Annotated in this window: 25 protein-coding genes; 9 read left to right on the top strand and 16 right to left on the bottom strand. The window is 44.3% G+C overall.

Annotated elements, in window-relative coordinates; translation table 11 throughout:
* Window positions 1-209: 209 nt before the first annotated feature.
* A complete protein-coding gene (locus tag KHN78_RS11450; RefSeq protein WP_211916122.1) occupies window positions 210-1,424 on the top strand; it encodes a diguanylate cyclase in 1,215 nt (404 codons plus the stop codon).
* Between the two features lie 73 nt (window positions 1,425-1,497).
* Here KHN78_RS11450 and nqrM read toward each other — a convergent pair whose 3' ends face one another.
* From nqrM to KHN78_RS11405, 9 genes are all read right to left on the bottom strand, one after another.
* Window positions 1,498-1,731, bottom strand: a complete 234-nt coding sequence (gene nqrM, locus KHN78_RS11445; protein WP_005436655.1) for a (Na+)-NQR maturation NqrM — start codon at window positions 1,729-1,731, stop codon at window positions 1,498-1,500.
* 22 nt (window positions 1,732-1,753) lie between these two features.
* On the bottom strand, window positions 1,754-2,758 hold the full coding sequence (locus KHN78_RS11440) for an FAD:protein FMN transferase (protein ID WP_211916121.1): 1,005 nt from the start codon (window positions 2,756-2,758) through the stop codon (window positions 1,754-1,756).
* Window positions 2,759-2,946: 188 nt separating this feature from the next.
* A complete protein-coding gene (gene nqrF, locus KHN78_RS11435; RefSeq protein ID WP_211916120.1) occupies window positions 2,947-4,170 on the bottom strand; it encodes an NADH:ubiquinone reductase (Na(+)-transporting) subunit F in 1,224 nt (407 codons plus the stop codon).
* Between the two features lie 33 nt (window positions 4,171-4,203).
* Window positions 4,204-4,800, bottom strand: a complete 597-nt coding sequence (nqrE, locus tag KHN78_RS11430; protein ID WP_005427385.1) for an NADH:ubiquinone reductase (Na(+)-transporting) subunit E — start codon at window positions 4,798-4,800, stop codon at window positions 4,204-4,206.
* 7 nt (window positions 4,801-4,807) lie between these two features.
* The gene (locus KHN78_RS11425) at window positions 4,808-5,440 is read right to left on the bottom strand and encodes an NADH:ubiquinone reductase (Na(+)-transporting) subunit D (RefSeq protein WP_005436651.1); all 633 of its coding nucleotides are present in this window, start codon (window positions 5,438-5,440) and stop codon (window positions 4,808-4,810) included.
* Window positions 5,440-6,225 carry a Na(+)-translocating NADH-quinone reductase subunit C gene (locus KHN78_RS11420; protein WP_211916119.1) on the bottom strand — a complete coding sequence of 262 codons (786 nt, stop codon included), beginning with the start codon at window positions 6,223-6,225 and terminating at the stop codon, window positions 5,440-5,442. Before KHN78_RS11420 ends, KHN78_RS11425 begins: the two co-directional genes overlap by 1 nt.
* A complete protein-coding gene (locus KHN78_RS11415; RefSeq protein ID WP_211916118.1) occupies window positions 6,215-7,456 on the bottom strand; it encodes an NADH:ubiquinone reductase (Na(+)-transporting) subunit B in 1,242 nt (413 codons plus the stop codon). Before KHN78_RS11415 ends, KHN78_RS11420 begins: the two co-directional genes overlap by 11 nt.
* Before the next feature lie 3 nt (window positions 7,457-7,459).
* Window positions 7,460-8,800 carry a Na(+)-translocating NADH-quinone reductase subunit A gene (locus KHN78_RS11410; RefSeq protein ID WP_211916117.1) on the bottom strand — a complete coding sequence of 447 codons (1,341 nt, stop codon included), beginning with the start codon at window positions 8,798-8,800 and terminating at the stop codon, window positions 7,460-7,462.
* 461 nt (window positions 8,801-9,261) lie between these two features.
* Complete coding sequence (locus KHN78_RS11405) at window positions 9,262-9,570, bottom strand: BolA/IbaG family iron-sulfur metabolism protein (RefSeq protein WP_211916116.1); 309 nt, start codon at window positions 9,568-9,570, stop codon at window positions 9,262-9,264.
* A gap of 204 nt (window positions 9,571-9,774) precedes the next feature.
* Here KHN78_RS11405 and KHN78_RS11400 point away from each other — a divergent pair, with 204 nt between their 5' ends.
* The 4 genes from KHN78_RS11400 (at window position 9,775) to KHN78_RS11385 (ending at window position 13,587) form a co-directional block, all read left to right on the top strand.
* Window positions 9,775-10,932 carry a methyltransferase gene (locus tag KHN78_RS11400; protein ID WP_211916115.1) on the top strand — a complete coding sequence of 386 codons (1,158 nt, stop codon included), beginning with the start codon at window positions 9,775-9,777 and terminating at the stop codon, window positions 10,930-10,932.
* A 114-nt stretch (window positions 10,933-11,046) separates the two neighbouring features.
* Window positions 11,047-11,616, top strand: a complete 570-nt coding sequence (locus KHN78_RS11395) for a YajG family lipoprotein (RefSeq protein ID WP_211916114.1) — start codon at window positions 11,047-11,049, stop codon at window positions 11,614-11,616.
* Window positions 11,616-12,161 carry a peptidylprolyl isomerase gene (locus tag KHN78_RS11390; RefSeq protein ID WP_211916113.1) on the top strand — a complete coding sequence of 182 codons (546 nt, stop codon included), beginning with the start codon at window positions 11,616-11,618 and terminating at the stop codon, window positions 12,159-12,161. The genes KHN78_RS11395 and KHN78_RS11390 overlap by 1 nt, the downstream gene beginning before the upstream one ends.
* A gap of 73 nt (window positions 12,162-12,234) precedes the next feature.
* Window positions 12,235-13,587 (top strand): AmpG family muropeptide MFS transporter, encoded by a 1,353-nt coding sequence (locus KHN78_RS11385; protein WP_211916112.1) that lies wholly within the window; start codon window positions 12,235-12,237, stop codon window positions 13,585-13,587.
* 175 nt (window positions 13,588-13,762) lie between these two features.
* On the opposite strand, the gene KHN78_RS11380 is transcribed toward KHN78_RS11385, so the two are convergent.
* The 4 genes from KHN78_RS11380 to KHN78_RS11365 form a co-directional block, all read right to left on the bottom strand.
* The gene (locus KHN78_RS11380) at window positions 13,763-14,425 is read right to left on the bottom strand and encodes a ChrR family anti-sigma-E factor (protein WP_211916111.1); all 663 of its coding nucleotides are present in this window, start codon (window positions 14,423-14,425) and stop codon (window positions 13,763-13,765) included.
* Window positions 14,422-15,003, bottom strand: coding sequence for an RNA polymerase sigma factor (locus KHN78_RS11375; RefSeq protein ID WP_128810343.1), 582 nt, complete (start codon window positions 15,001-15,003; stop codon window positions 14,422-14,424). The genes KHN78_RS11380 and KHN78_RS11375 overlap by 4 nt, the downstream gene beginning before the upstream one ends.
* Window positions 15,004-15,098: 95 nt before the next feature.
* On the bottom strand, window positions 15,099-16,475 hold the full coding sequence (locus tag KHN78_RS11370; protein ID WP_211916110.1) for a DUF4397 domain-containing protein: 1,377 nt from the start codon (window positions 16,473-16,475) through the stop codon (window positions 15,099-15,101).
* The gene (locus tag KHN78_RS11365; protein ID WP_128810341.1) at window positions 16,472-17,068 is read right to left on the bottom strand and encodes an LON peptidase substrate-binding domain-containing protein; all 597 of its coding nucleotides are present in this window, start codon (window positions 17,066-17,068) and stop codon (window positions 16,472-16,474) included. The genes KHN78_RS11370 and KHN78_RS11365 overlap by 4 nt, the downstream gene beginning before the upstream one ends.
* 323 nt (window positions 17,069-17,391) lie before the next feature.
* On the opposite strand from KHN78_RS11365, the gene KHN78_RS11360 reads away from it, so the two are divergent.
* From KHN78_RS11360 to csdA, 4 genes are all read left to right on the top strand, one after another.
* The gene (locus tag KHN78_RS11360) at window positions 17,392-18,273 is read left to right on the top strand and encodes an outer membrane protein OmpK (protein ID WP_211916109.1); all 882 of its coding nucleotides are present in this window, start codon (window positions 17,392-17,394) and stop codon (window positions 18,271-18,273) included.
* Window positions 18,274-18,382: 109 nt separating this feature from the next.
* Window positions 18,383-19,273 (top strand): 2-dehydropantoate 2-reductase, encoded by an 891-nt coding sequence (gene panE / locus KHN78_RS11355; protein ID WP_211916108.1) that lies wholly within the window; start codon window positions 18,383-18,385, stop codon window positions 19,271-19,273.
* Window positions 19,270-19,869 carry a DJ-1 family glyoxalase III gene (locus tag KHN78_RS11350; RefSeq protein ID WP_211916107.1) on the top strand — a complete coding sequence of 200 codons (600 nt, stop codon included), beginning with the start codon at window positions 19,270-19,272 and terminating at the stop codon, window positions 19,867-19,869. The genes panE and KHN78_RS11350 overlap by 4 nt, the downstream gene beginning before the upstream one ends.
* Window positions 19,869-21,080, top strand: a complete 1,212-nt coding sequence (csdA, locus tag KHN78_RS11345; RefSeq protein WP_211916106.1) for a cysteine desulfurase CsdA — start codon at window positions 19,869-19,871, stop codon at window positions 21,078-21,080. The genes KHN78_RS11350 and csdA overlap by 1 nt, the downstream gene beginning before the upstream one ends.
* A gap of 398 nt (window positions 21,081-21,478) precedes the next feature.
* Here the strand turns inward: csdA and csdE are convergent, their stop codons facing one another.
* From csdE to mltA, 3 genes are all read right to left on the bottom strand, one after another.
* Entirely contained in the window at window positions 21,479-21,907 is a 429-nt protein-coding gene (csdE, locus tag KHN78_RS11340) for a cysteine desulfurase sulfur acceptor subunit CsdE (RefSeq protein ID WP_211916105.1), read from the bottom strand.
* 20 nt (window positions 21,908-21,927) lie between these two features.
* The gene (tcdA, locus tag KHN78_RS11335; protein WP_211916104.1) at window positions 21,928-22,737 is read right to left on the bottom strand and encodes a tRNA cyclic N6-threonylcarbamoyladenosine(37) synthase TcdA; all 810 of its coding nucleotides are present in this window, start codon (window positions 22,735-22,737) and stop codon (window positions 21,928-21,930) included.
* Between the two features lie 101 nt (window positions 22,738-22,838).
* Complete coding sequence (gene mltA / locus KHN78_RS11330; protein WP_211916103.1) at window positions 22,839-23,942, bottom strand: murein transglycosylase A; 1,104 nt, start codon at window positions 23,940-23,942, stop codon at window positions 22,839-22,841.
* Between the last annotated feature and the right edge of the window lie 16 nt (window positions 23,943-23,958).

Genomic DNA, 23,958 nt, shown 5'->3' with positions numbered 1-23,958 from the left:
TTTTCTTACTCGATCTTGCACGCTCAAAACATAAAACACACTGTTTAAAAAAACAGTATAGCGACTATTACACTTATTGAAAATAGTGTTATCTGGAGTCAGTAGTTAAAATCTTTTCGTAGCAATAGCAAACTATTTAATTATTATTAACTGCGATTTAGAGCCATACAAATTCAAACACTCAGCTATAAGATAAGTAAGGACACTTTTTGAGTAACAAAATTCTGATTGTCGAAGACAGTCGCGCCTTTAGAAATTATCTGCAACAAATCTTAGGGCAAGCAGGGTATGAAATCATTGCTGCAGAGAACTTTGCAGAAGCACATGCCATTTTAAACTCTCAGCAAGACCTGCTGTGCGCCGTATTAGACTATTGTTTACCTGATGCCCAAGACGGTGAAATCATCGATCTTTTACTTTCTCATCAACATAAAGTCATTGTACTAACTGCGATGTTTCAAGAAGAGATCCGTGAACAAATGCTAGTTAAGGGCGTGCTAGACTATTTATTAAAAGACAGCATGGCTTCTGTCTCCTACCTTCTTCCATTAATTAGGCGACTGACAAACAACCACAACCATAAGTGCTTGGTCGTGGATGACTCCATGGTGGTGCGTCATCACGTGGTGCAACTGCTGGAGCATCAATATCTGCAAACACTCCAAGCTGAGAATGGTCAGCAAGCGATTGAATTAATCGAGCAGAACCCTGATATCACTTTAGTCCTCACTGACCACGACATGCCAACCAAAGATGGCATTACAATGATCAAAGAACTACGCCAGAATTTTGATAAGAAGCAACTGGCGATTCTTGGTATTTCTGGTAGCGATGACCACACAATGACGGCCCGTTTTCTAAAAGCTGGCGCAAATGACTTTTTATACAAGCCTTTTAACCAAGAAGAGTTCTTTTGCCGAATTCATCAAATCTTAGATATGAAAGAAGCTACTTCTGAGTTGTACCGGATGGCAAACCAAGATTCCCTCACCGGTTTGTGGAATCGACGTTTCTTGTTTGGTCAAGCGTGTGGGGGATGCGAAAAACGCAATATTGCGATGCTTGATATCGATTTCTTTAAGAAAGTGAACGACAACTATGGCCATGATGGTGGAGACGCTGCACTCGTCATGGTCGCCAACATCTTAAAAATTTATTTCCCAGATGATGTTGTGGCTCGATTTGGTGGAGAAGAGTTTTGTATTCAAGCATGCGGTCACTATGAGGAATTTGTCACACGCCTAGAGCAAATGAGGCAACGAGTAGAGAAAACGCCGATACCATACCAAGACGAAGAAATTCAGATAACGATCAGTATTGGTGTATCAACAGCACTCGACAACCTCGACCAACAAATTAAAGTCGCAGATGATCGCTTGTATCAAGCAAAAGAAAATGGTCGAAATCAGACTATTTACCAGTAGACACTTTTTCTACCAAATTGCCCCAAAAAAAAACCAGCCACAAGGCTGGGTTTTCTATTTTAACCATTACAGATTAAGCAATGCGGTCTTTTTCCCATGCAGCAAGCTTTTCCGCACGTGCTGCTTCACGAGCTTCACGTTTCTTACGTGCATCACATGGTTCAGGGCAATTACATACTTTTTCAATGCCTACTGCGCCAAGACCACCGCAACTGCCTTTTACCACTTTCTTTTGAAAGATGTAACCCACTGCCATCGCTGCAATCACCGCAACAAAAACAGCAAAAGTAATTAGAAATGTACTCATAAGAACATACTCACTTCGGTTGTTATTTCTTCATGAACGGCTTGTATGCTTCAGAAGCCAGCTCTTTAAATCCATCATCCGTTTTCACTATCATGAAAACTGGAATGTTGTTGTCATTTGCGATTTGCATACCTTTGTCTTCACCTAACACCATGATGCCAGTTGCAAGACCATCGGCCGTCATCGACGATTTATCCAATACCGTAACCGATACCACCTTATGGTGGATTGGTTTACCTGTTTGCGGATTGATGATGTGAGAGTATCGCACACCATTGCTCTCAAAGTAATTACGATAGTCACCACTTGTTGCAATTGCCATATCACCTGGCTCAATAATTTCCTGAATTGAGCGTTCATCTACGGTTGGTTTTTCGATCGCAATACGCCACGGCACACCCTCACGGTTAATGCCTTTTAGACGCATTTCACCACCAACTTCAACCATGTAGTTATGAATCCCCTCTGATTGTAGGTAATCCGCAACAACATCCACCCCCCAGCCTTTTGCTATCGTTGAGAGATCGACATAAAGGTTTGGGATATCTTTCGACATCTTGTTCCCCTCAACCGAAAGGTGGTGAATTCCGGTGTTCGCTTTGCGAGCTGCAAGTTCTTCATCTGATGGTACAACATCTGGGCGAGCTTCAGGGCCAAAACCCCAAAGGTTAACCAAAGGACCAACGGTAACATCGAGAGCGCCTAAAGTAAGATCATTTAGGCGAATCGCTTCTTTCACCACCGTTGCGGTTTGCGGTGATACTTCAAATGGTTCACTCGTTTCATGTTGATTAAAACGGCTAAGCTCTGAATCTTCACGGTAAGTCGACATTTGATCGTTCACTTCTTCAAGTAGGCGATCGATTTCTGTTTGAAGCGCCTCAGCTGAAGGTAAACCATCTTGCTCAATGTATTTGATATTGTAAGTAGTTCCCATCGTTGGGCCACTTAAATGAATTTGATCTGCAGACTGTTCACAGCCAGCCAAAATCAATAGAGAAGCGAATGCAACAAGCCACTTTTTCACTTGTTTACTCCAATTGTTGTTAATACCAATTTTCCTAATCAGCAATATTGGTATGAATTGATATGGAAAATGGGTTCTCTTAAGACAAACCGATTTCCTATATCAACTGTTGAATATCATTTTGTAATTCACAAAAAAGAATGGCTAGCTCTTAGAGAGCTAGCCATAGATTCAATCACTTGGAGGAATTAACCACCGAAGTCATCTAGTAGGATGTTTTCATCCTCTACACCTAGATCTTTTAGCATGCCAATTACAGCAGCGTTCATCATAGGTGGACCACACATGTAGTATTCACAGTCTTCTGGTGCTTCGTGATCACGTAGGTAGTTCTCGTAAAGAACATTGTGAATGAAGCCTGTGTAACCATCCCAGTTATCTTCTGGCATAGGGTCAGACAGTGCACAGTGCCATACGAAGTTATCGTTGTCAGCCGCTAAGCCATCGAAGTCTTCTACGTAGAACATTTCACGCTTAGAACGTGCACCATACCAGAATGACATCTTACGCTTAGAGTGCAGACGTTTTAGCTGGTCGAAGATATGAGAACGCATTGGAGCCATACCTGCACCACCACCAACAAATACCATTTCAGCATCAGTGTCTTTCGCGAAGAACTCACCGAATGGACCAGAAATCGTACACTTGTCGCCTTCTTTTAGAGACCAGATGAACGATGACATGATACCAGGTGGTACGTCAGGATTATTAGGCGGCGGCGTAGCGATACGCACGTTTAGCATAATAATGCCTTCTTCTTCTGGGTAGTTAGCCATTGAGTAAGCACGAATTGTTTCTTCGTTTACCTTAGACTCGTAACGGAACAAGTTAAATTTGTCCCAATCTTCACGGTACTCTTCAGGTACATCGAAATCAGCGTACTTAATGTGGTGAGCTGGCGCTTCAATCTGGATGTAACCACCAGCACGGAAAGGTACTGATTCGCCATCTGGAATTTGTAGCTTAAGCTCTTTGATGAATGTTGCTTTGTTATCGTTAGAGATAACCGTACATTCCCACTTCTTAACGCCGAAGATCTCTTCAGGAAGTTCGATGTCCATGTCAGTTTTCATTGCAACCTGACACGCTAGACGCTCACCTTCACGCGCTTCACCTTTAGTAATATGGTCAAGCTCGGTAGGTAGGATGTCACCACCACCTGATTTAACTTTTACGCGACACTGACCACAAGAGCCACCGCCACCACAAGCAGAAGATACGAATACGCCAGCACCCGCTAACGCAGTTAGTAGCTTACCACCTGGTTGTGTAACGATCGCCAATTCAGGGTTATCGTTCACAGAAATTGTAATGTCACCTGTTGGTACAAGCTTTGACTTAGCGAATAGAATCACTAGTACTAGCGCAAGTACGATCAGAGTAAACATCACTACACCAAGAATAATGTCCATTGACTATTCCTTAATTGTTGCGGTTTACCCGACTTACAGTTGAACACCAGAGAAAGACATAAAGCCCAACGCCATTAGACCTACAGTGATGAACGTGATACCTAGACCACGTAGACCAGGAGGTACGTCTGAGTACTTCATCTTCTCACGGATACCTGCAAGAGCGACGATCGCTAGCATCCAACCCACACCAGAACCGAAGCCGTAAACAATAGATTCAGCAAAGTTGTAGTCACGCTGTACCATGAAAGATACACCACCGAAGATCGCACAGTTTACTGTGATCAGCGGTAGAAAGATGCCCAGCGCGTTGTACAAAGGCGGGAAGAAACGGTCAAGAACCATCTCTAGGATCTGTACAAGTGCTGCAATTACACCGATAAAGGTGATGAAATTTAGGAAGCTAAGGTCTACGCCCTCAACTAACGCGTTCTCTTTCAAAACTAGGTTGTAAACTAGGTTGTTCACAGGAACCGCGATAGTGAGTACTACCACAACTGCAACACCCAGACCGAAAGAGGTCTTAACTTTCTTAGATACGGCAAGGAAAGTACACATACCTAGGAAGAAAGACAGTGCCATGTTTTCGATGAAAATCGATTTAACTAGCAGACTGATGTAATGTTCCATGACGTCCTTACTCCTTCGCTTCGATTTGTTCAGGTCTGATAATGCGGATAGCCCAGATCATGAAACCGATTAAGAAGAATGCTGATGGTGCAAGTAGCATCAGGCCGTTTGGCTGGTACCAACCACCATTGCTCACTAGAGGTAGTACTTCTAGGCCAAATAGTTTGCCTGAGCCAAATAGCTCACGGAAGAAACCAACAGTGATAAGAACGAAGCCGTAACCAAGACCGTTACCGATACCATCGATTAGAGATGGGATTGGCGCAGATTTCATCGCGAATGCTTCAGCACGACCCATTACGATACAGTTCGTAATGATCAGACCTACGAATACCGATAGCTGTTTAGAGATATCGTATAAGTATGCTTTAAGCACTTGGTCTACCACGATTACTAGCGATGCGATGATTGCCATCTGAACGATGATTCGCACACTGTTAGGAATGTGGTTACGGATTAAAGAAACAGAGAAGTTCGACAGTGCAGTTACAAATGTTACCGCTAGTGTCATTACAAATGCTGTTTCTAGTTTAGTTGTTACTGCAAGAGCAGAACATACACCAAGAACCTGTAGCGCAATTGGGTTGTTATCCAACACCGGCGCCATGATGCTCTTTTTAATGTTTTGTGCGCTAGACATTAGTTCAGACCTCCATCACGAACTTTTGCTAGGAAAGGACCGTAGCCCATGTCACCTAACCAGAAGTCGAATGTACCTTGAACACCGTTACCAGTTAGTGTCGCACCAGATAGGCCATCAACGCCGTGTTCAGAACCTGCTGGAGCACCACCTTTAACAATCTTGATTGCTGGTTTGTGGTTTTCATCAAACAGTTTCTTACCAACGAATTGAGCACGCCATGCTGGGTTCTCTACTTCACCGCCAAGTCCAGGAGTTTCACCTTGCTCGTAGTAAGTAATACCAGAAATAGTGTTACCGTCAGTTTCAACCGCAACGAATGCGTACATCATTGACCAAAGACCTGTTCCGTGAACAGGAATGATAACTTTAGATACTTCATCACCGCTTTTCACTAGGTAAACGATACCTGTGTTAGCACGACGTAGGATCTTAGCTTTGTCTTCTTCAGCCGTTAGCTTGATAGACTCAGCTGGATCTTTCGCTGCTTTTCGTTGATCGTAGTTCGCTGCCGTAGAACCATCTTCAGCTTTCTCTACAAAGTCACCTGTTTTGAGATCAACTAGACGAGGTTCAATGTACTCAGCAAATAGCTCAGGTACGTTTTTACCGTCTGTGTCAATGCCAGCAACTTCTACAATCTTCGATTGTTTATCTAGTACAGCGTTAGCTTTTTGCTTATCACGCAGACCTACTGCTGCTGTTGATACGATGATTGAACAAACAAGGCTCAACCCGATAACAACACCCAGCGTCTTTTTAATGCTGTCGTTATTACTTGCCATAGCGTGCTAGTCTCCGCTTGATGTTCTTCTCGATAACCACATGGTCGAACAGAGGTGCGAATAAGTTCGCGAATAGAATCGCCAGCATCATACCCTCTGGGTAAGCTGGGTTAACTACACGGATCATCACACACATTGCACCGATTAGGATACCGTACCACCACTTACCACCGTTGGTGAATGAAGCTGATACTGGGTCCGTTGCCATGAAGAACATACCGAACGCAAAACCACCTAGAACTAGGTGCCAGTGCCATGGCATGTTGAACATTGGGTTGGTGTCAGAGCCGATTACGTTGAACAACGTCGACACTGCAATCATACCGATCATTACACCCGCAATAATGCGCCATGAAGCGATTCGCATGTAAACGATCATCGCCGCACCGATCATTAGAGCCAGAGTCGATACTTCACCAATTGAACCAGGGATGTTACCGATGAAAGCATCCATCCAAGTGATATGCGCGCCAGTGATGTTATTGATCAGCGCACCATTACCACCTTGAGCCCATTGGCTAAGTGCTGTAGCACCAGAGAAGCCATCAGCCGCTGTCCATACTAAGTCACCCGAGATTTGAGCTGGGTAAGCAAAGAATAGGAACGCACGACCTGCAAGTGCAGGGTTAAGGAAGTTACGACCTGTACCACCGAAGATCTCTTTAGCAACAACAACACCAAATGTGATACCTAGTGCCGCTTGCCATAGAGGTAGCGTTGGTGGAACGATAAGCGCGAATAGAATAGAAGTTACAAAGAAACCTTCGTTAACTTCATGCTTACGCACCATACAGAAAAGCACTTCCCAGAAACCACCAACGATAAATACCGTTGCGTAGATAGGTAGGAAGTAAGTCGCACCTAACAGCATCTTACTGCCAACGCCCGATTCAGCACCGATGGTGCCGCCAAGCATTTCTGTTAGCCAGTAGTGCCAGTTACCTGAGATAACTGTCGCTAGTTGCTCACCAGCGTACATGTGGTTAAGTGCTGCAATCGCTTGGCCACCCGCGTTGTACATACCCCAAAACATTGCTGGGAATACCGCGAACCAAACCATGATCATGATACGTTTTAAATCAACGCTATCACGGACGTGCGAGCTACGTTTTGTTACTAGACCTGGCGTATAGAATAGTGTTGCTGCTGCTTCGTACAGAGCAAACCACTTTTCATGTTTACCACCTGGTTCAAAATGATGCTCGATATCCTCTATGAATTTCTTAAGCATGGATTACCCTTCCTTCACAATGGTATCTAGGCATTCACGAAGTAGCAGACCGTACTCGTATTTACCAGGACATACAAAGGTACACAATGCTAGATCTTCTTCATCCAGTTCAAGTGCACCAAGTGCTTGCGCACTGTCAGTATCACCTGCACATAGATCACGAAGTAGCAATGTTGGTTCCATATCTAGTGGCATTACACGCTCGTAGTTGCCAATTGGAACCATTGCACGGTCACTACCGTTAGTCGATGTTGTCATATTGAACAACTGACCTTTGAAAACGTGACCAAGGAAAGATTTTGTAATCGAAAATTTGTTTTTACCAGGTACAGCCCAACCAAACAGTTCTTTGTCACGACCTTCGCGCAACACAGAAACCTGTTGATGGTAACGACCAAGGTAAGCATGTGGACCAGATGCTTGAGTACCAGACAGTACCGAGCCAGAGATCACACGAACTTCACCAGGCATCAATTCGCTGTCAGTTAGGTCTTCTAACGAAGCACCTAAAACAGTACGAACTAAACGTGGGTTGTTGACAACTGGACCAGCTAGAGAAACAACACGGTCTGTGCATAGCTCGCCAGTTAGGAATAGCTTACCTAACGCGATAACGTCTTGGTAATTGATGCTCCAAGCCACGTTTTGTGCATTCACTGGGTATAGGAAATGCATGTGTGTGCCAGCAAGACCTGCTGGGTGAGGGCCATCGAAGACGTGTTCTTCTACGTTAGACTGAGAAGAACGTGGCAAGCTCGTGCCAGATTTACATACGTAAACCTTGTCTTCTGTCAGGGCTGAAAGAATGTCTAGACCTGCAACGAATGCTTCTTGTTGTTCATTAATGATCAACTCAGGCTGAGCTGCGAGTGGATTCGTATCCATCGCAGTTACAAAGATAGCCTTTGTAGCAGAATCGATTGCTGGAACCTTGCTGAACGGACGAGTACGGAAAGCGGTCCAAAGGCCAGATTCAACCAGTTGAGTCTTGATCACTTCGCGATCTAGACCAGCTAGTTGACTTGCTTCGAACTTATCAAATGTCACCTGCTCTTCGCCTGCCACTTCAATCACTACAGATTGAAGTACACGCTTAGCGCCACGGTTAACTTCGATCACTTTACCGGCTGCTGGTGCAGTGAACTTCACGCCAGGGTTCTTTTTGTCTTCAAAAAGAACTTGCGCTTTTTTCACTTCATCACCAACGCGGACATGCATGGTAGGACGCATGCCAACGTACTCTTCGCCAAGCAAGGCGACTTTTTTGATGGTCTTACCATCATTAATCACCTGGGATGGAGTTCCTGCGATAGGAAGATCCAAGCCCTTCTTTATTGTAATCATACGCACTTGCACTACTTTTATCGGGAAAAAGATTCTTTTGATTGCGTAACTTTTAGACACGACATCAGTGTCCGGTTCTGGCGATGTTTTAAACGCCAAAATCGCAACATCCTATTAAAAATCTTGTCACAGTAATTTGGACAGATCTATCAGGTGCCGTAGTCTAGCATTTTTTCGGAACTTGATGCCATGACCAATAACAGTAATAGTGCTTTTATTTCGCTCCAAACCGCGTTAAAAGGTTAAAGAATAGTCATAAGTTTGAGCCATCGCACAAATGTCAGCCCCTCTTTTGTACCATCCAGAATCACTTATTCATGGTTTGAAATATGCATTAATTTCTATTCATTTGTTGAAACGCTGTTAATGATTTTTATAAAGTTCTCGTTATACGTTTCGAACATTGCAAAGCAAAAAAAGATGACCGAGGCCATCTTTTCAAGTCGTTGTTTTAATCGAACTTAACGTCCACCACCCATGCACATTGGGCTATCTGGCGCACCATCTTGCTCAAGCTTCCATTCATCAGGGGTATATGTATGAATCGCCAGTGCGTGAATGTGATTGTCTAACTCATCAGCAAGCACTTGGTGTACTTGACGATGACGGCCAATCAAACGCAATCCAGCGAACGCATCACTCACAACAATCACCTTAAAATGGCTCTCTGAACCAGGCGGTACGTTGTGCATGTAGCTTTCATTAATCACCTTGAGATAATCAGGTTGCAACTCACCATGCAGTTTCTTTTCTATGATTTCTTGGATCATATTTCGTCCTCATCAATACCAATCCGGTAAGTATATACTCTAGTTTTGCAAATTAAATCTTAGAACTGGCATTACTTTACACCTGTCACCGTCCCTACAAACAAAAAGCAAGCCAAAATCAGGAAATTTGACAGCTTTTTGTATCTTGAGAACGCATCATTTGCGACAATCGTCTCTCGTTTTTAACTTAACCAACGTTTATCTATGAAAACCGAACTGAATCTTCACGATAGAAGCCTAGAGCTTCACCGCTTTCCAAAACGCTCAAACGAAACTCTTCAAGCGTGGGACGCGGGTGATGAATATCTCATCAATCATGTCGAAGAGCTTGCACTGCCTGACAATCAAAACATCGTTGTTATTAATGATAACTTTGGCGCGCTTGCTTGCTGGTTTTCCCAAAGACATAACGTCACGTTTGTGAGTGATTCATTTATCTCACATAAAGGCGCACAAAAGAATTTAGAGTTAAATCACTGCAACCATGTCGGCTTTCTCACCACCATGGACGACATTCCTGCCAATACCGATATTGTTTTGCTGCAATTACCGAAAAGCAATCGTCACCTCGTTTGGTTGTTGAGCCAATTACGTAAGTCACTACCAGCGTCTTGCCCAATTATCGCAGTCAATAAAGCGAAAGAGATTCACACCTCAACACTCAAACTGTTTGAGAAGTACCTAGGTGAAACCAAGACATCGCTTGCGTGGAAAAAACATCGTTTAGTGTTTTCCAATGCCAATAGCAAACCAATCATTGATGTCGACCCGATGACAGTCTGGGATGTGGATGGCGAAAACATTCAACTCAAGAACCTGCCAAATGTTTATTCTGGTGAAAGCTTGGATTTAGGAGCACGCTTTATGCTGCAACACTTACCAAAAGATCCAACCATCAAGCACATCATTGATCTAGGTTGTGGGAATGGCGTTCTATCGGTAAAAGTGGGCCAGCTCAATCCAAATGCACGTCTTACTTGTATTGATGAAAGTTTCATGGCGGTAGAATCAGCAAAACAAAACCTGACGGATAACTTAGGCAGTGATATTGATTTTCAGTGTATTGCTAATAACTGTTTGGATGATTTCAAACCCGATAGTGCTGACCTAATTATGTGCAACCCACCATTTCATCAGCAACAAGCCATTACTGACCACATTGCATGGCAAATGTTTTGTGATGCTAAACAAACCCTAAACCGTCAAGGTAAATTACTTGTCATCGGTAATCGCCACCTCGGCTATGATGCAAAATTGAAGCGCCTATTCGGCGATAAAAACGTGAAATTAATCGCTTCAAACAATAAGTTTGTCATTTTACAGGCTGTAAAAAATCCTGCTAAATTAAGCGCAGCACTATAACCCCCTGATTTCAGGGTATGAACATATTTTTAGTGAAGCCATCAGCATCAATGTCATGATGGTCACTAGTTGAACCAACTTGCCCTAGCAACATGTTGAAAAGGAAATAACAAAATGAAAAAACTGGTACTCGCCGCTTCGGTTGCTCTGCTTGCTGCATGTTCAGCGCCTCAGCAGCCACAACTGAATCTAATGCCAGAAACAACACTTAGTACAAATCCTATTGTTCAAGGCAAAACTTACAGCCTAACGAGTAAAGATGTTCGTGCAGCACAATACGTTGCGCTCGTGGATAACGGCCGTTCAAACATTCTGCCTCTCCATGCGAAGCAGAACTTGCGAATCTCATTAGAAGAAGCACTTGAAAAACAATTGTCTTCACAAGGCTTTCATTCTGACTTAAACAGCGACAACAGTATCGAACTTGAAGTACAAGAAGCATTGGTAAACGTTAAACACTCTGTTATGGAGAATGAAATGGATGCCAAGGTCGTGCTAGAAATTACAGCAGAGACACCTCAAGGGAAACTCGTAAAAACTTTCACTGGTACGGCAAAACGTTCTGGCACACTAAGCGCTTCTGACGCGGACATCGAGCAAACGTTGAATGATGTCGTTGCGCTTACGCTTAAAGAGATAGCAAACGACGCTGAGTTACGTCAGTACATGCAGGAGCGATTCTAATGTTACGTAAAGCGATTCTATCTTTGGCACTACTTAGCTGTAGCGTATTTGCCGGGCCAAAAGTCGCATTTGAAACGACATTGGGCAATTTTACCGTTGAGCTAAACCAAGAAAAAGCACCGATCACTGTCTCTAACTTCCTAAAATATGTAGAAGATGGTAGCTATGAAGGGACTATTTTTCATCGTGTTATCCCTGGCTTTATGGCTCAAGGCGGTGGCTTTAATCAAGACATGCAAATGGTTAAAACCTACGCACCTATCAAAAATGAGGGCAATAACGGTTTAAATAACGACCGCGCAACCATTGCAATGGCGCGTACCAATGCACCTGATTCCGCTACGCGACAGTTTTTTGTGAACTTAACCGATAATGACTTCTTAAATTACGGTGCTCGCCCACCAGGTTACGCCGTATTTGGTCATGTTGTTGAAGGGTTTGATGTCATTGAAAAAATGGCTAAACAACCAACGACATCTTTTGGTCGTATGCAAGATGTCCCAGAAAAACAAATTGTGATTACCAAGGCAACATTGCTGAAGTAAACATACCCCAAAAGCCCTTTGAAAATTCGAGGGGCTTTCTCTTTTTAGCCGCTCTATGTTAACGGATTGATTTATGTCTTCTCTACCCTCCATCACTTGGTTGGAAACGGTAAAAAGTTACCTTGATAAACGCCTACTTTGGGTTTTCATGCTGGGCTGTTCAAGCGGTTTCCCGTGGGTATTGATTGGCTCGAATATGTCCGGTTGGTTAAAAGATTCGGGCCTAACTCTCTCTGCGATTGGTTACTTTGGTAGCGTATTTGCTGTCTATGCCATTAACTTTATGTGGGCACCTTTAGTTGACCGCGTAAAATTGCCCTTGCTATACCGCTTATTGGGCCAACGCCGCAGCTGGATTTTTCTTTGCCAGAGCATCGTCCTTATTGCGACCATATTTATTGCAGGCGTGAATCCGGCAGAGAACTTGATCTTTGCATCACTTCTTGCGCTTTGTATCGCTACCGCGTCAGCCACTCAAGATATTGCTATTGACGCTTTCCGTATTGATACTTTCCCAAAATCTGAAGAATCAAAGCTGCCCCAAGCATCAGCCATGGCCGTTATTGGTTGGTGGACTGGCTATTCTCTTCCTGGCTATTTGGCATTCATTAACGCCGATAGTATTGGCTGGAATGGCGTTTACTATGGCATGGCAATGGTCGTTGTATTGCTTATGATTTTTACGCTGTTGGTTGGTGAGCCAAAAACCCAACGAGAACAACTTCAGCATCAAGCCGAACAACGCCATGAAGAAGTAGTAGGTTCTAAAATCGCTGCCTGGTTTACCGTAACGGTTGTTGAACCTTTCCTAGATTTCTTTAACCGAAACGGCGTTCGGGTTGCCATCACCCTACTGCTATTCGTGTTTCTATTTAAGATTGGCGAGGCCTTTTTGGGAAGAATGTCGATTGCATTCTATAAAGATATTGGCTTTAGCAATGAGCAGATTGGCCACTACTCCAAATTGATCGGTTGGGGCGCAACAATGCTCTTCACGCTGGTTGGCAGCATGTTCAATGTTAAATTTGGCATCGTTCGCGGTTTAATGATCGGTGGCATTGCCATGGCAGCTAGCAACCTGATGTTTGCTTGGATCGCCAAAGTCGGCCCAAATGAACACCTGTTCTTAGCAACGATTATTGTCGATAACTTTACAACAGCATTCTCTACCGTCGCATTTGTTTCGTTCCTAACCATATTAACCGGGCAAGCTTTTTCGGCAACACAGTATGCTTTGCTTGCATCGTTAGGTAACTTCGGGCGTACTACCCTTGCTTCATTTAGTGGCGAATTAGTGGACTATTTAGACAACTGGACGGCTTTCTTTATTTTGACCGCGTTAATGGTTATACCAAGCCTTGTCATGCTGTATTCATTAAGGCATTACTTCACTGACTTACTAGAGAAAGCGAGACACAAGCACTGAGCATAAGTTGCTATTTGATCAAAAACAGCTATCTATTCATAAAGAACTATCGGTTTGTAAAGAACTCGCCGCTTGCGAAAAACCATTTCGTCACCAGCATCAAAAAACCACCGGCTTAACGGTGGTTTTTTACATGGAGGAAATCAAAAGCGTTTGTTTCACACTAACGTCGCACTTATGGGTACATCCCTTTACCGAACAAATTGAAGATTCTCGCGACACCTTGCGTGAATATCATCGGCTCAGTCAGCACGGTCAGGCACAAACAATCTTCACCCGATTTCGTGAATGGGCTGTGCTTGACAGAAGCATCTCTAACTAAAAGATCACCTTTTTCATAATGGCCATCTTCATCACTGAAACCACCGTGCAACACTAGCGTAGATTCGAGGCCTTTGTGTGTATGTTGAGGTATCTGCACATCTTGATTAATGTACATCAAGTTTACCCTTGCCTCTTCTCCGAAATCCAATTGAGCACTGAATACTTTCCCGCCGTAACTCTTCCAATCTCCGACTAAGTCAGTATACCGACTCAACGTTTTAGGAAGTTGAAAAGTTTTACCTGCAACGCTTACCGAAGCGACTTCTCTGATAATAATATCATCACGGGTTGGCTCTGAATTGATGATATCGCTAAGCATATAGTCAAAAGTAGGGTCATAGTCAGCCGGAATATCATTGGCGACATCACGGCCTTGTGATGCTTCTATTTGATTGACACGTGCACGACAGTGGGGACAGGTTTCCAAATGGGTTGCGACCACTAAACCAGAAACTGCATCAATACTTCCTGAAGCATAGGCCTCTAACAAATTGTTATCTGGGTGTTTGTTCATAGTTGCTCCGTATGCATCGAATGCCTTAGTTTTTCTACCGCTAATCTCAAGCGCGATTTAACGGTGCCAAGAGGAATATCGAACAGCTCCGCGACTTGCTGATGGGGCATTTCCTCTAGATACACTGCCCGTAGTACATCTCTCTGGTTTTTAGGCAAGATATCCAAAAACTTAACCACTTGCTCTTTTAGCATATCTTGCTCGGGAGAGTAGTGGTCCACGAGATCCGGCGGGTAGTATTCCGATGGCCAAATATCATCAGAGTGGATATGTAAATCTTTACCTTTCTGCTTTCTCAGCAAATCAAAGCACTGATTACGAATGATGGTGTATATCCATGTCGATAGTGCGCTTTTCTCTCCATCATAAAGGTGAGCTTTTTGCCAGACAGTTGCCATTGTCTCTTGAACCATCTCTAAAGCAACCTGTTCATTGCCCACATGCTTATAGGCAAATTGTTTCAACTTAGGCGCATAAAAACGGAATACGAAAGCAAAAGCGTCTTTGTCTCGTGCTTTTACTTTATTCATATAAGCATTCCAGTCGCTTCGCCCTAATTTTTGCGGGCTTTCATTCATATTCTTCAGCCTTAAAGTTTGGGAGGAGAGTCCTCCTCCCTTTTCATCCAAGTTCGATTATTTTCAACGAGCAACGCCCATATTTATGATTAGGCTCACTTCACCAACAAACCGAATCCACCGTTATCATCTATCGCTATCGCTTGATAAATCATGCCATCTTCTAGTGGGGGAAGCATCGCTGGCCCAATAACCGGCGTTTTATCGCCAGGTGCCGTCACGGTGACATAGTAATCACCTGCCGCAACGTAAATATTCTGCACACTTTGCTTATACGCAAAATCCGCTATCGCTGGATCACTTTCAGAAATATCTTGCGTCGTAGTGAGATACACATCAACACTCGCCGCTGCCGGATTCGATGCAGCATGCGTTACATTTAAGATAGCACTCGTTGCAACAGCGCGTCGTACATCGGTTACGACGAGAGGCTCTATAGCAATAGACGGTGAAACCATACCGACCGCATAAACGCTGTAAGTTTTCCCTGATTCAAGGGTGACTTCAGCATCAATAATTGGATCTGCAACGCCGTCAGCAACCACACTTGCGTTGTATGACATAGCGTCGACGGGAAGATAATCAGAGATATCCTTAAACATCACATCAGACAACACGGTATTGCCGTCGAGCAATACATCAACGTTTGGTGCTTCATCCACTAAATGCCCGACTCTCAGCTCAGATAAACCAACACCATCTCTCGCCCCAAAGCTATCGCCTACGCTTAAAATGGTTGAAGATCCTGTTCCATCAAGTACGAGTAGCTTCACTGGAGATTCAGACACCGAGCCACCTTTATTTATTGCGGCAACGGTTAACTCACTATTGGCCGTTAAGCTCACCGGACCGGAATCAAACACTGGAGTATTAGTTGTGTCTGTCGATAATGCCAATCTAATCTGGTAGTCGCCATTAGGAATATTGATGACATCGGTAAAGCCTTTGTAATCAAGAGTAGCGACAGGAGACGCTGTCATTAAATCGGCCCCTGGCTCAGTAACGAACACATTCACCTCAGGAACGCCCGCAGCCGCATGTACGACTTGAACGTCTAGACTATTTGGATCGGCCATCGCATCATCGCTTCGAGTGACAATCAATGGTTCCACTGGTGTTGAAGAACCATCAACCGCAGAGCCAACAACAAACGCGGTGTATTTAAGATCGGAATCTAGTTCAAGTGTCGTTTTTGGAATAACAGTGGTTGTTTCACCACCCGGTAATTGCACGTCAACTTGTACCGAATTCATACCCTCTCGAAGAGAGACGTACCCTGACCCAACGCCATAATCAACGCCCTCTAACGCGGCCTCATCATTAATCCATACATTCGCTAAAGGGGCATCGGCAGAGGCGTGCACTGCTTGCAAGCTCGTAAAGTCTATAGTGTCTGTGTCGCTATCTGAGTTACAAGCCGTTAAGCCCAGTGCGGCCAACAACGTCACAGTGAGTTTTGTCAATCCATTCATATCCAAGTCTCTCTTTGGTGTGGGGTTTCTATGGCATCGTTCAGGAATTGCAGTGCAGGCAAACAATCATGCGCACCAACTAACTTTTCAAACAGCGCGCTGTCGAGTGGTAGAATTTCTAACCAACGCTGCGTAACCCATGACACATCATCAAAAAATCGATGCTGGTAGAGGCCACCAAGTTGAGGAAAACGTGTGTAAATACGTGCAAGTTGCTGACTGAGATCGGTAAAAGGAGGAGCAGAAATAGGTCCCTCCCAATTTTCTAACCACTCCACATCGGCATGGCGCAAACCATCCGAATCGGCTCTCACACGTTTTACAGAAAAACGTTTTTCTCCAACGACTGTAATGCCAAGAAGACCATCACTAAGTATTTCAAAATCTACGATAGTGACCAAAGTACCGATTGAAGAAACATTTCCCACTGCTTTCGAGTTTTCTGAGTTTCCAACAAGACAAACTCCAAAGCCCTTATTTTGGATGCTGCATTCTTTCACCATTCTTTTATATCTCGGCTCAAAAATGCGTAAGTTCATCTTGCCCTCAGGCAACACAACCGAAGTGAGTGGAAATAACATGACTTCATTCATTCAAACGTCCTCTTTGATTCATAGAGTGTTACGGAGAGGACACAAATCAGATCACTAACTGTTTCTGTTGGTTAATCGAGTGGCTTAAAAAATCATAAAAACGCTTGCGCAAACGACACAAGTCACATAATTGGTGCAAATCAATGCAACAACCGAAAAGTTCCATGGGATTAATTAGTTTCGTGACGTGCATCACCAAAAATCTTTATTTTTGCACCGTTTATCACTTTCATTTGAGATTTTTATCGCTATTATTCCCGCCAATTGGAAAGCGCAGCGAAGATTGCGTGTTCTGAATCATTACAAACATAGAGAGTCCCCTTATGCGTAAATCACTTTTAGCTCTTAGCCTACTAGCGGCTACATCAGCTCCAGTTATGGCGGCAGATTACTCTGACGGCGATACCCACAAAAACGATTACAAATGGTTCCAATTTAACGTAATGGGTGCGTTTGACGAGCTACCTGGTGAATCATCTCACGATTACATTGAGATGGAATTTGGTGGTCGCTCTGGTATCTTCGACCTATACGGTTACATCGACTTTTTTAACGTTTTAAATAACGATGGTAGCGACAAGAGTGGTTCTGACCGCATTTTTGCAAAAATTAACCCTCGTATGTCTTTAGATGGCCTAACTGGTAAAGACCTATCTTTCGGTCCTGTTCAAGAGTTGTACTTTGCTAACCAAATCGTTATCAATGGTGGTGGTGAATACACTTACATGAAAGACGGTAAACCAATGGTAGATGACAAGGGCAACGTGATGAAAGCGGATAAGCCTACATACAATATCTACACAGGTATCGGATCTGATGTAATGGTGCCTTGGTTTGGTAAAGTTGGTGTGAATGCATACGCAAAATATGACATGAACGCGAAAGATTGGAACGGTTACCAACTATCTCTAAACTGGTTCAAACCTTTCTTCTTCTTTGAAAACGGTTCATTCATCTCTTACCAAGGTTACCTAGATTATGAATTTGGTATCGAGAAAACATACCTTCCTGAAGTTGCAGGCGGCACGCAGATTAACTCATCTAATGGTGGCGCAATGTACAACGGTCTATACTGGCACAATGATCGTTTCGCTCTTGGTTACGGCTTGAAACTATACAATGATGTATATGGCCTAGCAGACGGCGGCGTTGCAGGTAAAACATCAGGTGTTGCTCACTACGTAGCTGCAACTTACAAGTTCTAATTGAACCAATAAGTTTCCCTAAAAAATGGCGCCTCGTGGCGCCATTTTTATTTGCTTTCCTTTTTTCCCTCATTATCCTTGCAGCAAACCTTTTTATTGAGAGCGTTTGGTGAATATTCTCATCCTTGGCCCTGGAGCAGTTGGTTCTCTTTGGGCAACAAAATTTCAGCGAGCTGGACACCAAGTGTCATTGTGGGGGCGTACTTCAGAGAGCGAGTTGTCGCTTCAACTGGATGATGCTCCGCTTATCACCTATTCCAATCAACGCATTTCCTCTGTACAAGAGGCTGACTTGATTTTAATCACGGTAAAAGCTTGGCAAGTTGAATCCGCAATTGAACCTCTTTTGCCACACATCAACGCAGATACCATCGTAATGCTAATGCATAATGGCATGGGCACCGCAGAATGGTTAGAGTCGAAGTTAAGCGACAATCCGATTGTGATTGCGACGACAACGCATGGCGCCTACAAGCCAACCAAGCAGCAAGTATTGCACACTGGTCATGGATACACACAAGTCGGTGGATTTAATCCTAAGGGAGCAAAGTGTAAGTTCTTGCAAGATGTCATGAATCACGCCCTACCAAGCGTGAATTGGAATCCAAATATCCATTCCGCCTTATGGACGAAACTCGCAATCAATTGCGCTATTAACCCGCTGACCGCCATTCATCAATGTAAAAATGGTGAACTTGCCGCAGAACAATATTCATCTTTATTAGAAGCCATCACTCACGAATTGGTTGAGGTGATGAATAAAGAAGCGATCGTCACGGATTTTGACACGTTGCATCGCACCATTATGCATGTGGTTAACGCGACGGCAGCAAACTACTCTTCTATGAGGCAAGACGTTTTTCATAAGCGTCGTACCGAGATCGACTTTATTACCGGCTATTTATTGCAAGTGGCCAAAAAGCATCAAATAAATACACCAGAGAATGCCAAACTCTATCAATGCCTCAAACAAATTGAACAAAGCTGGACAGAACAATGAACAAAAAGATCTTAGTTCCTATTGCACCAGGTACGGAAGAAATGGAAGCCGTGACCGTTATCGATATTATGGTTCGTGCTGGCTATGACGTAACGGTCGCAAGTGCCGATTTCGATGGCGCGCTGACAATGAAAGCCTCGCGTGGTGTCACCTTAACGGCCGATTGTAAATTGGTTGATATTGCTGATGACGAGTTTGATGCCATTGTTCTCTCTGGCGGTGTCGGTGGCGCTGAGACATTCCGTGATAGCACCATTATGATAGAAATCATTAGACAGCACATGTACGAGGGTAAGCTCGTTGCAGCGATTTGCGCAGCGCCCGCTGTAGTACTGCAACATCATGATCTTTATCCAGAAGCGTTAATGACTTGCCACCCTAGCTTTCAATCCCATATCCCTAAAGATAAATGGCGTGCAAAACGCGTCACTATGGATATAAATCACAACTTGCTCACCAGTCAGGGGCCAGGTACTGCGCTCGAGTTTGCAATGGAGATCATCATTAAGCTTTCCGGTAAAGAGCATGCGTGGACCGTGGCTGAGCCTATGGTCACTCTTCCTACTCTTCATTATCACGAACTTGGTGATGAATAATGTTTGATATCAATGCCGTACGCGCGCAGTTCCCAGCCCTTAATCAAGAAGTAAACCACGTTCCTTTGGTGTATCTCGATAGCGCAGCGACGACTCAAAAGCCACAATGCGTGATTGATGTCATCAGCCGTTATTACAGCGCACAAAACGCCAATGTGCATCGCGGCAGTCATAGCCTAACCGCGAATGCCACCAGCCAATTTGAGGCCGCTCGTGAGACCGTAGCAGCGTTTATTGGGGCAACCAACTCAAAAGAAATCATTTGGACTCGCGGTGCAACAGAAGCGCTGAACTTAATCGCGCAAACTTACGCCCGAAGTACACTCCAAGCGGGTGATGAAATCCTGATCAGTGAGATGGAACACCACGCAAACATCGTACCTTGGCAGATTGTTGCAGAACAGACGGGAGCAACGATCATTAAGGTTCCGATGACATCGAGTTGCCAGTTCGACATCGACGCGTTTGAGACACTATTATCGGAGCGTTGTAAGATCGTCGCTTGTGCGCAAATTACAAATGTGACCGGCACTCGTCAACCTGTCGAGAAAATCATTGCTTTAGCCCATAAAGTAGGTGCGGTTGTGGTTGTCGATGGTGCGCAAGGCATCGTACACGAGCCACTTAATTTGGCTGAATTAGATGTCGATTTTTACGTATTCTCTGGTCACAAACTTTACGCTCCCGCTGGTATCGGCGTGCTGTATGGCAAACTTGAACTTTTAGAAGCGATGCCACCATGGCACGGCGGCGGTAAAATGGTTGAGAGAGTCTCATTTGAGAAAACGACCTTCTCTGCCTTACCGGGTAAGTTTGAAGCGGGTACACCGAATGTCGCAGGTGCGATTGCCCTAGCGAAAGCCATCGACTGGTATCAAAGCTTCGACCAAGCGGCAGTTGAGGCGCATCTGCATGCTCTGCAAGACAAAGCTTACCAAGCGCTGCGCCAGTTAGATGATATCCAAATTCTTGGTTACCAGCCTAACGCTTCAGTGCTGACGTTTGTAATGGATGGCGTTCACCACCAAGACATTGCCACGCTGCTCGATCAACAAGGCATCGCCGTTCGCGCCGGGCATCACTGTGCTCACCCTCTGATGGATGCACTTAACGTCAAAGGCACGGTGCGCGTTTCTTTTGGTATCTACAATACGTTAGAAGATGTTGAGAGGCTGATTGCAGCGGTCGAGAAAGCGGTCGATATGCTTTAGGAAACTGGCAGGTCTTCGGTTTAAAGATAGGTACTAGGTTTAAAAGTAGGTCCTAGGTTCCTAGGGCCTAATATCTTGGATTACGTAGTCTTTTTAGTTGGAAAACACAGCTGTCATTCTGAACAGTGAGGAACGAACGTGATTCAGAATCTGCGGGTCGAATTTGAGGACACAAAGGTGATGAATCGAGGCTAAATTGCGTGTGGGAGCTAGATTCCTAGTCTCGCTAAGGCTCGCTGGAAGGACGTTATTGCGAAAGTATTTTTTCTGTTATCGAGAAGCAAAGCGCTCCGTATTCCATACATCTCTCAATAGTCAACGAAACGCACAAAGCTCCCAACGTACTTTCCTAGGATCCTAGGCCCTATCAACCTAGGATCTTTAAATCATCCCTTTTCTTATTGAGCTTGTGTTTTGATCTGCTCAACAATCGCTTTTAAACCGTTACCGCGCGATGGACTAAGGTGAGCGATTAAACCAAGCTTTTCAAAGTAAACATCAATATCAAACGCTTGAATTTGCGCTGCAGTTTTACCATCGTAAGCCGCCATCACTAATGCAATTAAACCACGAACGATTCGCGCATCAGAATCAGCGCAGAAGTGCCATACCCCATCTTGTTCTTTGCTGACTAGCCACACTAAGCTTTCACAACCAGACACGGTGACTTGCTCTGATTTAAGTTCTTCTGGCATTGGAGGCAGCTTTTTACCCCACTGAATCACTTGGCGATAACGGTCTTCCCAACCTTTAAATCGCTGCATAGTTGCAACAATGTCTTCACTGGTGATATCAATGCCAAATGGCGATGCAGGAAAGTCAGTCATGACGCGCTCTCTTCTCTGAATTACTTCTTGTACTTTTGAATCAACTTTTCAACGATGCGTGATACCGCAACAAAACCGAACGTTGCTGTCACGACAGTAGCTGCGCCAAAACCACTCGCACAGTCCATGCGTTTTGGACCTTCTGCTGTCGATTTCACGCCACACACGGAACCATCCGCTTGTGGGTACTTCAATTGTTCCGTAGAGAACACACAATCGATGCCAAACTTACGTGCAGGATTTTTCGGGAAGTTATGATGACGGCGCAAGGTGTCTTTGATCTTCTTCGCCAGTGGGTCTTGGATAGTCTTGGTCAGATCCGCCACCATAATTTGGGTTGGATCGGTTTGACCTCCGGCACCACCTGTGGTGATCACCTTGATCTTATTACTGCGGCAGTAAGCCAATAGCGATGCTTTTGCTTTCACACTGTCGATCGCATCCAACACGTAATCGAAATCTTTGCTCAAATATTCATGCTGGTTATCTGGCGTAATGAAATCATCAATTAGATTCACCTTACATTCTGGGTTAATCAGCTTAACGCGTTCTGCCATCACTTCGATTTTGCTTTGACCAACCGTACCTGTCATCGCATGGATTTGACGGTTAATGTTCGTTACACACACGTCATCCATATCGATAAGCGTCAGTTCACCAATACCAGTACGAGCAAGTGCTTCAACAGCCCATGAACCCACACCACCAATGCCAATCACACACACGTGTGCTGCGCGAAGAATGTCTACTTCGCTGTTACCGTAGAGACGACGAGTGCCACCAAAACGTTGGTTATAGCTGTCAGAGGCCGGAGTATCGAGTTCACGCATATTGAAGTTCCAGATGATCGATAGAAAAACAAAGAGTGCGATTTATACGCACTCTTTGAGGAAATGTCTAGATAAGGAGAGTGGATTCTCTCACTAGGAATTTATTGTAACTTTTCTGGTGGTAAAGCCCAAGGTGCTTGCGTTGGGGTGTTTTCTAAGCCTAGCTTCCACACACGGCCAAAGTGCTTGTAATGTCCCGCTTCTGTGCCCGCACGTGGCCCCATACCATGGTAGAGGTCTAAATGGTTTTGCTTTACCGCTCCGCCCGTGTCTAACACAATAAGAAGACGAAGTTGGTGCGCCCCACTCCATGTCCCATCAACATTCAATAACGGGACTTCTGCAAGAATTGGCGTACCCATCGGTAGAATTGAGCGATCGCCCGCGACCGATGCCATTGGCAATAGTGGAATACCTGCTGAACCGGTTACCGGCGCATCCGCTTGCGGCGCAAAGAACACATAAGACGGATTTTGCTCTAATAGCTCACGCACCGTTGCTTCATCGTTGGCAATTACCCATTCTTTAATCGCTTTTAACGACATTTTTTCACGTGGTACTTCACCACGTTCAATCAGAATTCGACCAATGCTGACGTAAGCTTTATTGTTTTTACCTGCGTAAGCAAAGTACTCCAAAGTATCGTCATCTTCAAAGTGAACAAAACCGCTACCTTGAACTTCCATCATGAAAGGATCAATTCGATTTGGAGCATAACCAAGTACCAAGCCTTGACCGTCTAGCGCGCCACTATAGATTTCTGCACGGGTTGGGCAATCTGCACTGCAATTCGGCATACCATAAACCGGATACTTGTACGTCTCATTGGCTTCATGACGCAACTCCATCACTGGTGAAAAATAACCAGTAAATAGAACATTACCTTTTTTATCACCGCCACCGAGTTGGGCAGCTTGAATGCCGTATGCACTTAACGCACTGGTATCACCGCTTTGCAATGCCCATTCACTCAACTTCTCATACAAAGGCTGATACATTTTTGCCATTCTTGGTGACTTAGTCACAACCTGTTCAGCTTGCTTATTAAACTCTGTAAAGTCGCGGGGTTTGTTCGACTCAACCACATCCACTTTATTTAAAACTTGAGGAAATTCGCCATCCAAATATTGCTGGGCCAAATCATTTTGTTGGACACAGCCAAATAATAGACTTAATGAAATAACAGGAATGAGTTTTTTTAACACGTGTCTTTTCCGTAAT

It is taken from the genome of Vibrio sp. B1REV9 (genome assembly GCF_905175395.2).
Lineage (GTDB): Bacteria > Pseudomonadota > Gammaproteobacteria > Enterobacterales > Vibrionaceae > Vibrio > Vibrio alfacsensis.
This window is presented reverse-complemented; position numbering and strand designations above follow the sequence as displayed.

Coding starts and splice junctions, on each gene's coding strand:
- tcdA (WP_211916104.1), bottom strand. CDS start 22,737: ATGCGTGAACTCGATACTCCGGCCTCTGACAGCTATAACCAACGTTTT.
- KHN78_RS11405 (WP_211916116.1), bottom strand. CDS start 9,570: ATGATCCAAGAAATCATAGAAAAGAAACTGCATGGTGAGTTGCAACCT.
- KHN78_RS11380 (WP_211916111.1), bottom strand. CDS start 14,425: ATGAACAAACACCCAGATAACAATTTGTTAGAGGCCTATGCTTCAGGA.
- KHN78_RS11365 (WP_128810341.1), bottom strand. CDS start 17,068: ATGAATGAAGTCATGTTATTTCCACTCACTTCGGTTGTGTTGCCTGAG.
- csdE (WP_211916105.1), bottom strand. CDS start 21,907: ATGACTGACTTTCCTGCATCGCCATTTGGCATTGATATCACCAGTGAA.
- KHN78_RS11415 (WP_211916118.1), bottom strand. CDS start 7,456: ATGCTTAAGAAATTCATAGAGGATATCGAGCATCATTTTGAACCAGGT.
- KHN78_RS11395 (WP_211916114.1), top strand. CDS start 11,047: ATGAAAAAACTGGTACTCGCCGCTTCGGTTGCTCTGCTTGCTGCATGT.
- KHN78_RS11420 (WP_211916119.1), bottom strand. CDS start 6,225: ATGGCAAGTAATAACGACAGCATTAAAAAGACGCTGGGTGTTGTTATC.
- KHN78_RS11385 (WP_211916112.1), top strand. CDS start 12,235: ATGTCTTCTCTACCCTCCATCACTTGGTTGGAAACGGTAAAAAGTTAC.
- csdA (WP_211916106.1), top strand. CDS start 19,869: ATGTTTGATATCAATGCCGTACGCGCGCAGTTCCCAGCCCTTAATCAA.
- KHN78_RS11350 (WP_211916107.1), top strand. CDS start 19,270: ATGAACAAAAAGATCTTAGTTCCTATTGCACCAGGTACGGAAGAAATG.
- KHN78_RS11390 (WP_211916113.1), top strand. CDS start 11,616: ATGTTACGTAAAGCGATTCTATCTTTGGCACTACTTAGCTGTAGCGTA.
- KHN78_RS11375 (WP_128810343.1), bottom strand. CDS start 15,003: ATGAATGAAAGCCCGCAAAAATTAGGGCGAAGCGACTGGAATGCTTAT.
- nqrF (WP_211916120.1), bottom strand. CDS start 4,170: ATGGACATTATTCTTGGTGTAGTGATGTTTACTCTGATCGTACTTGCG.
- KHN78_RS11400 (WP_211916115.1), top strand. CDS start 9,775: ATGAAAACCGAACTGAATCTTCACGATAGAAGCCTAGAGCTTCACCGC.
- KHN78_RS11410 (WP_211916117.1), bottom strand. CDS start 8,800: ATGATTACAATAAAGAAGGGCTTGGATCTTCCTATCGCAGGAACTCCA.
- KHN78_RS11425 (WP_005436651.1), bottom strand. CDS start 5,440: ATGTCTAGCGCACAAAACATTAAAAAGAGCATCATGGCGCCGGTGTTG.
- nqrM (WP_005436655.1), bottom strand. CDS start 1,731: ATGAGTACATTTCTAATTACTTTTGCTGTTTTTGTTGCGGTGATTGCA.
- KHN78_RS11360 (WP_211916109.1), top strand. CDS start 17,392: ATGCGTAAATCACTTTTAGCTCTTAGCCTACTAGCGGCTACATCAGCT.
- nqrE (WP_005427385.1), bottom strand. CDS start 4,800: ATGGAACATTACATCAGTCTGCTAGTTAAATCGATTTTCATCGAAAAC.
- KHN78_RS11370 (WP_211916110.1), bottom strand. CDS start 16,475: ATGAATGGATTGACAAAACTCACTGTGACGTTGTTGGCCGCACTGGGC.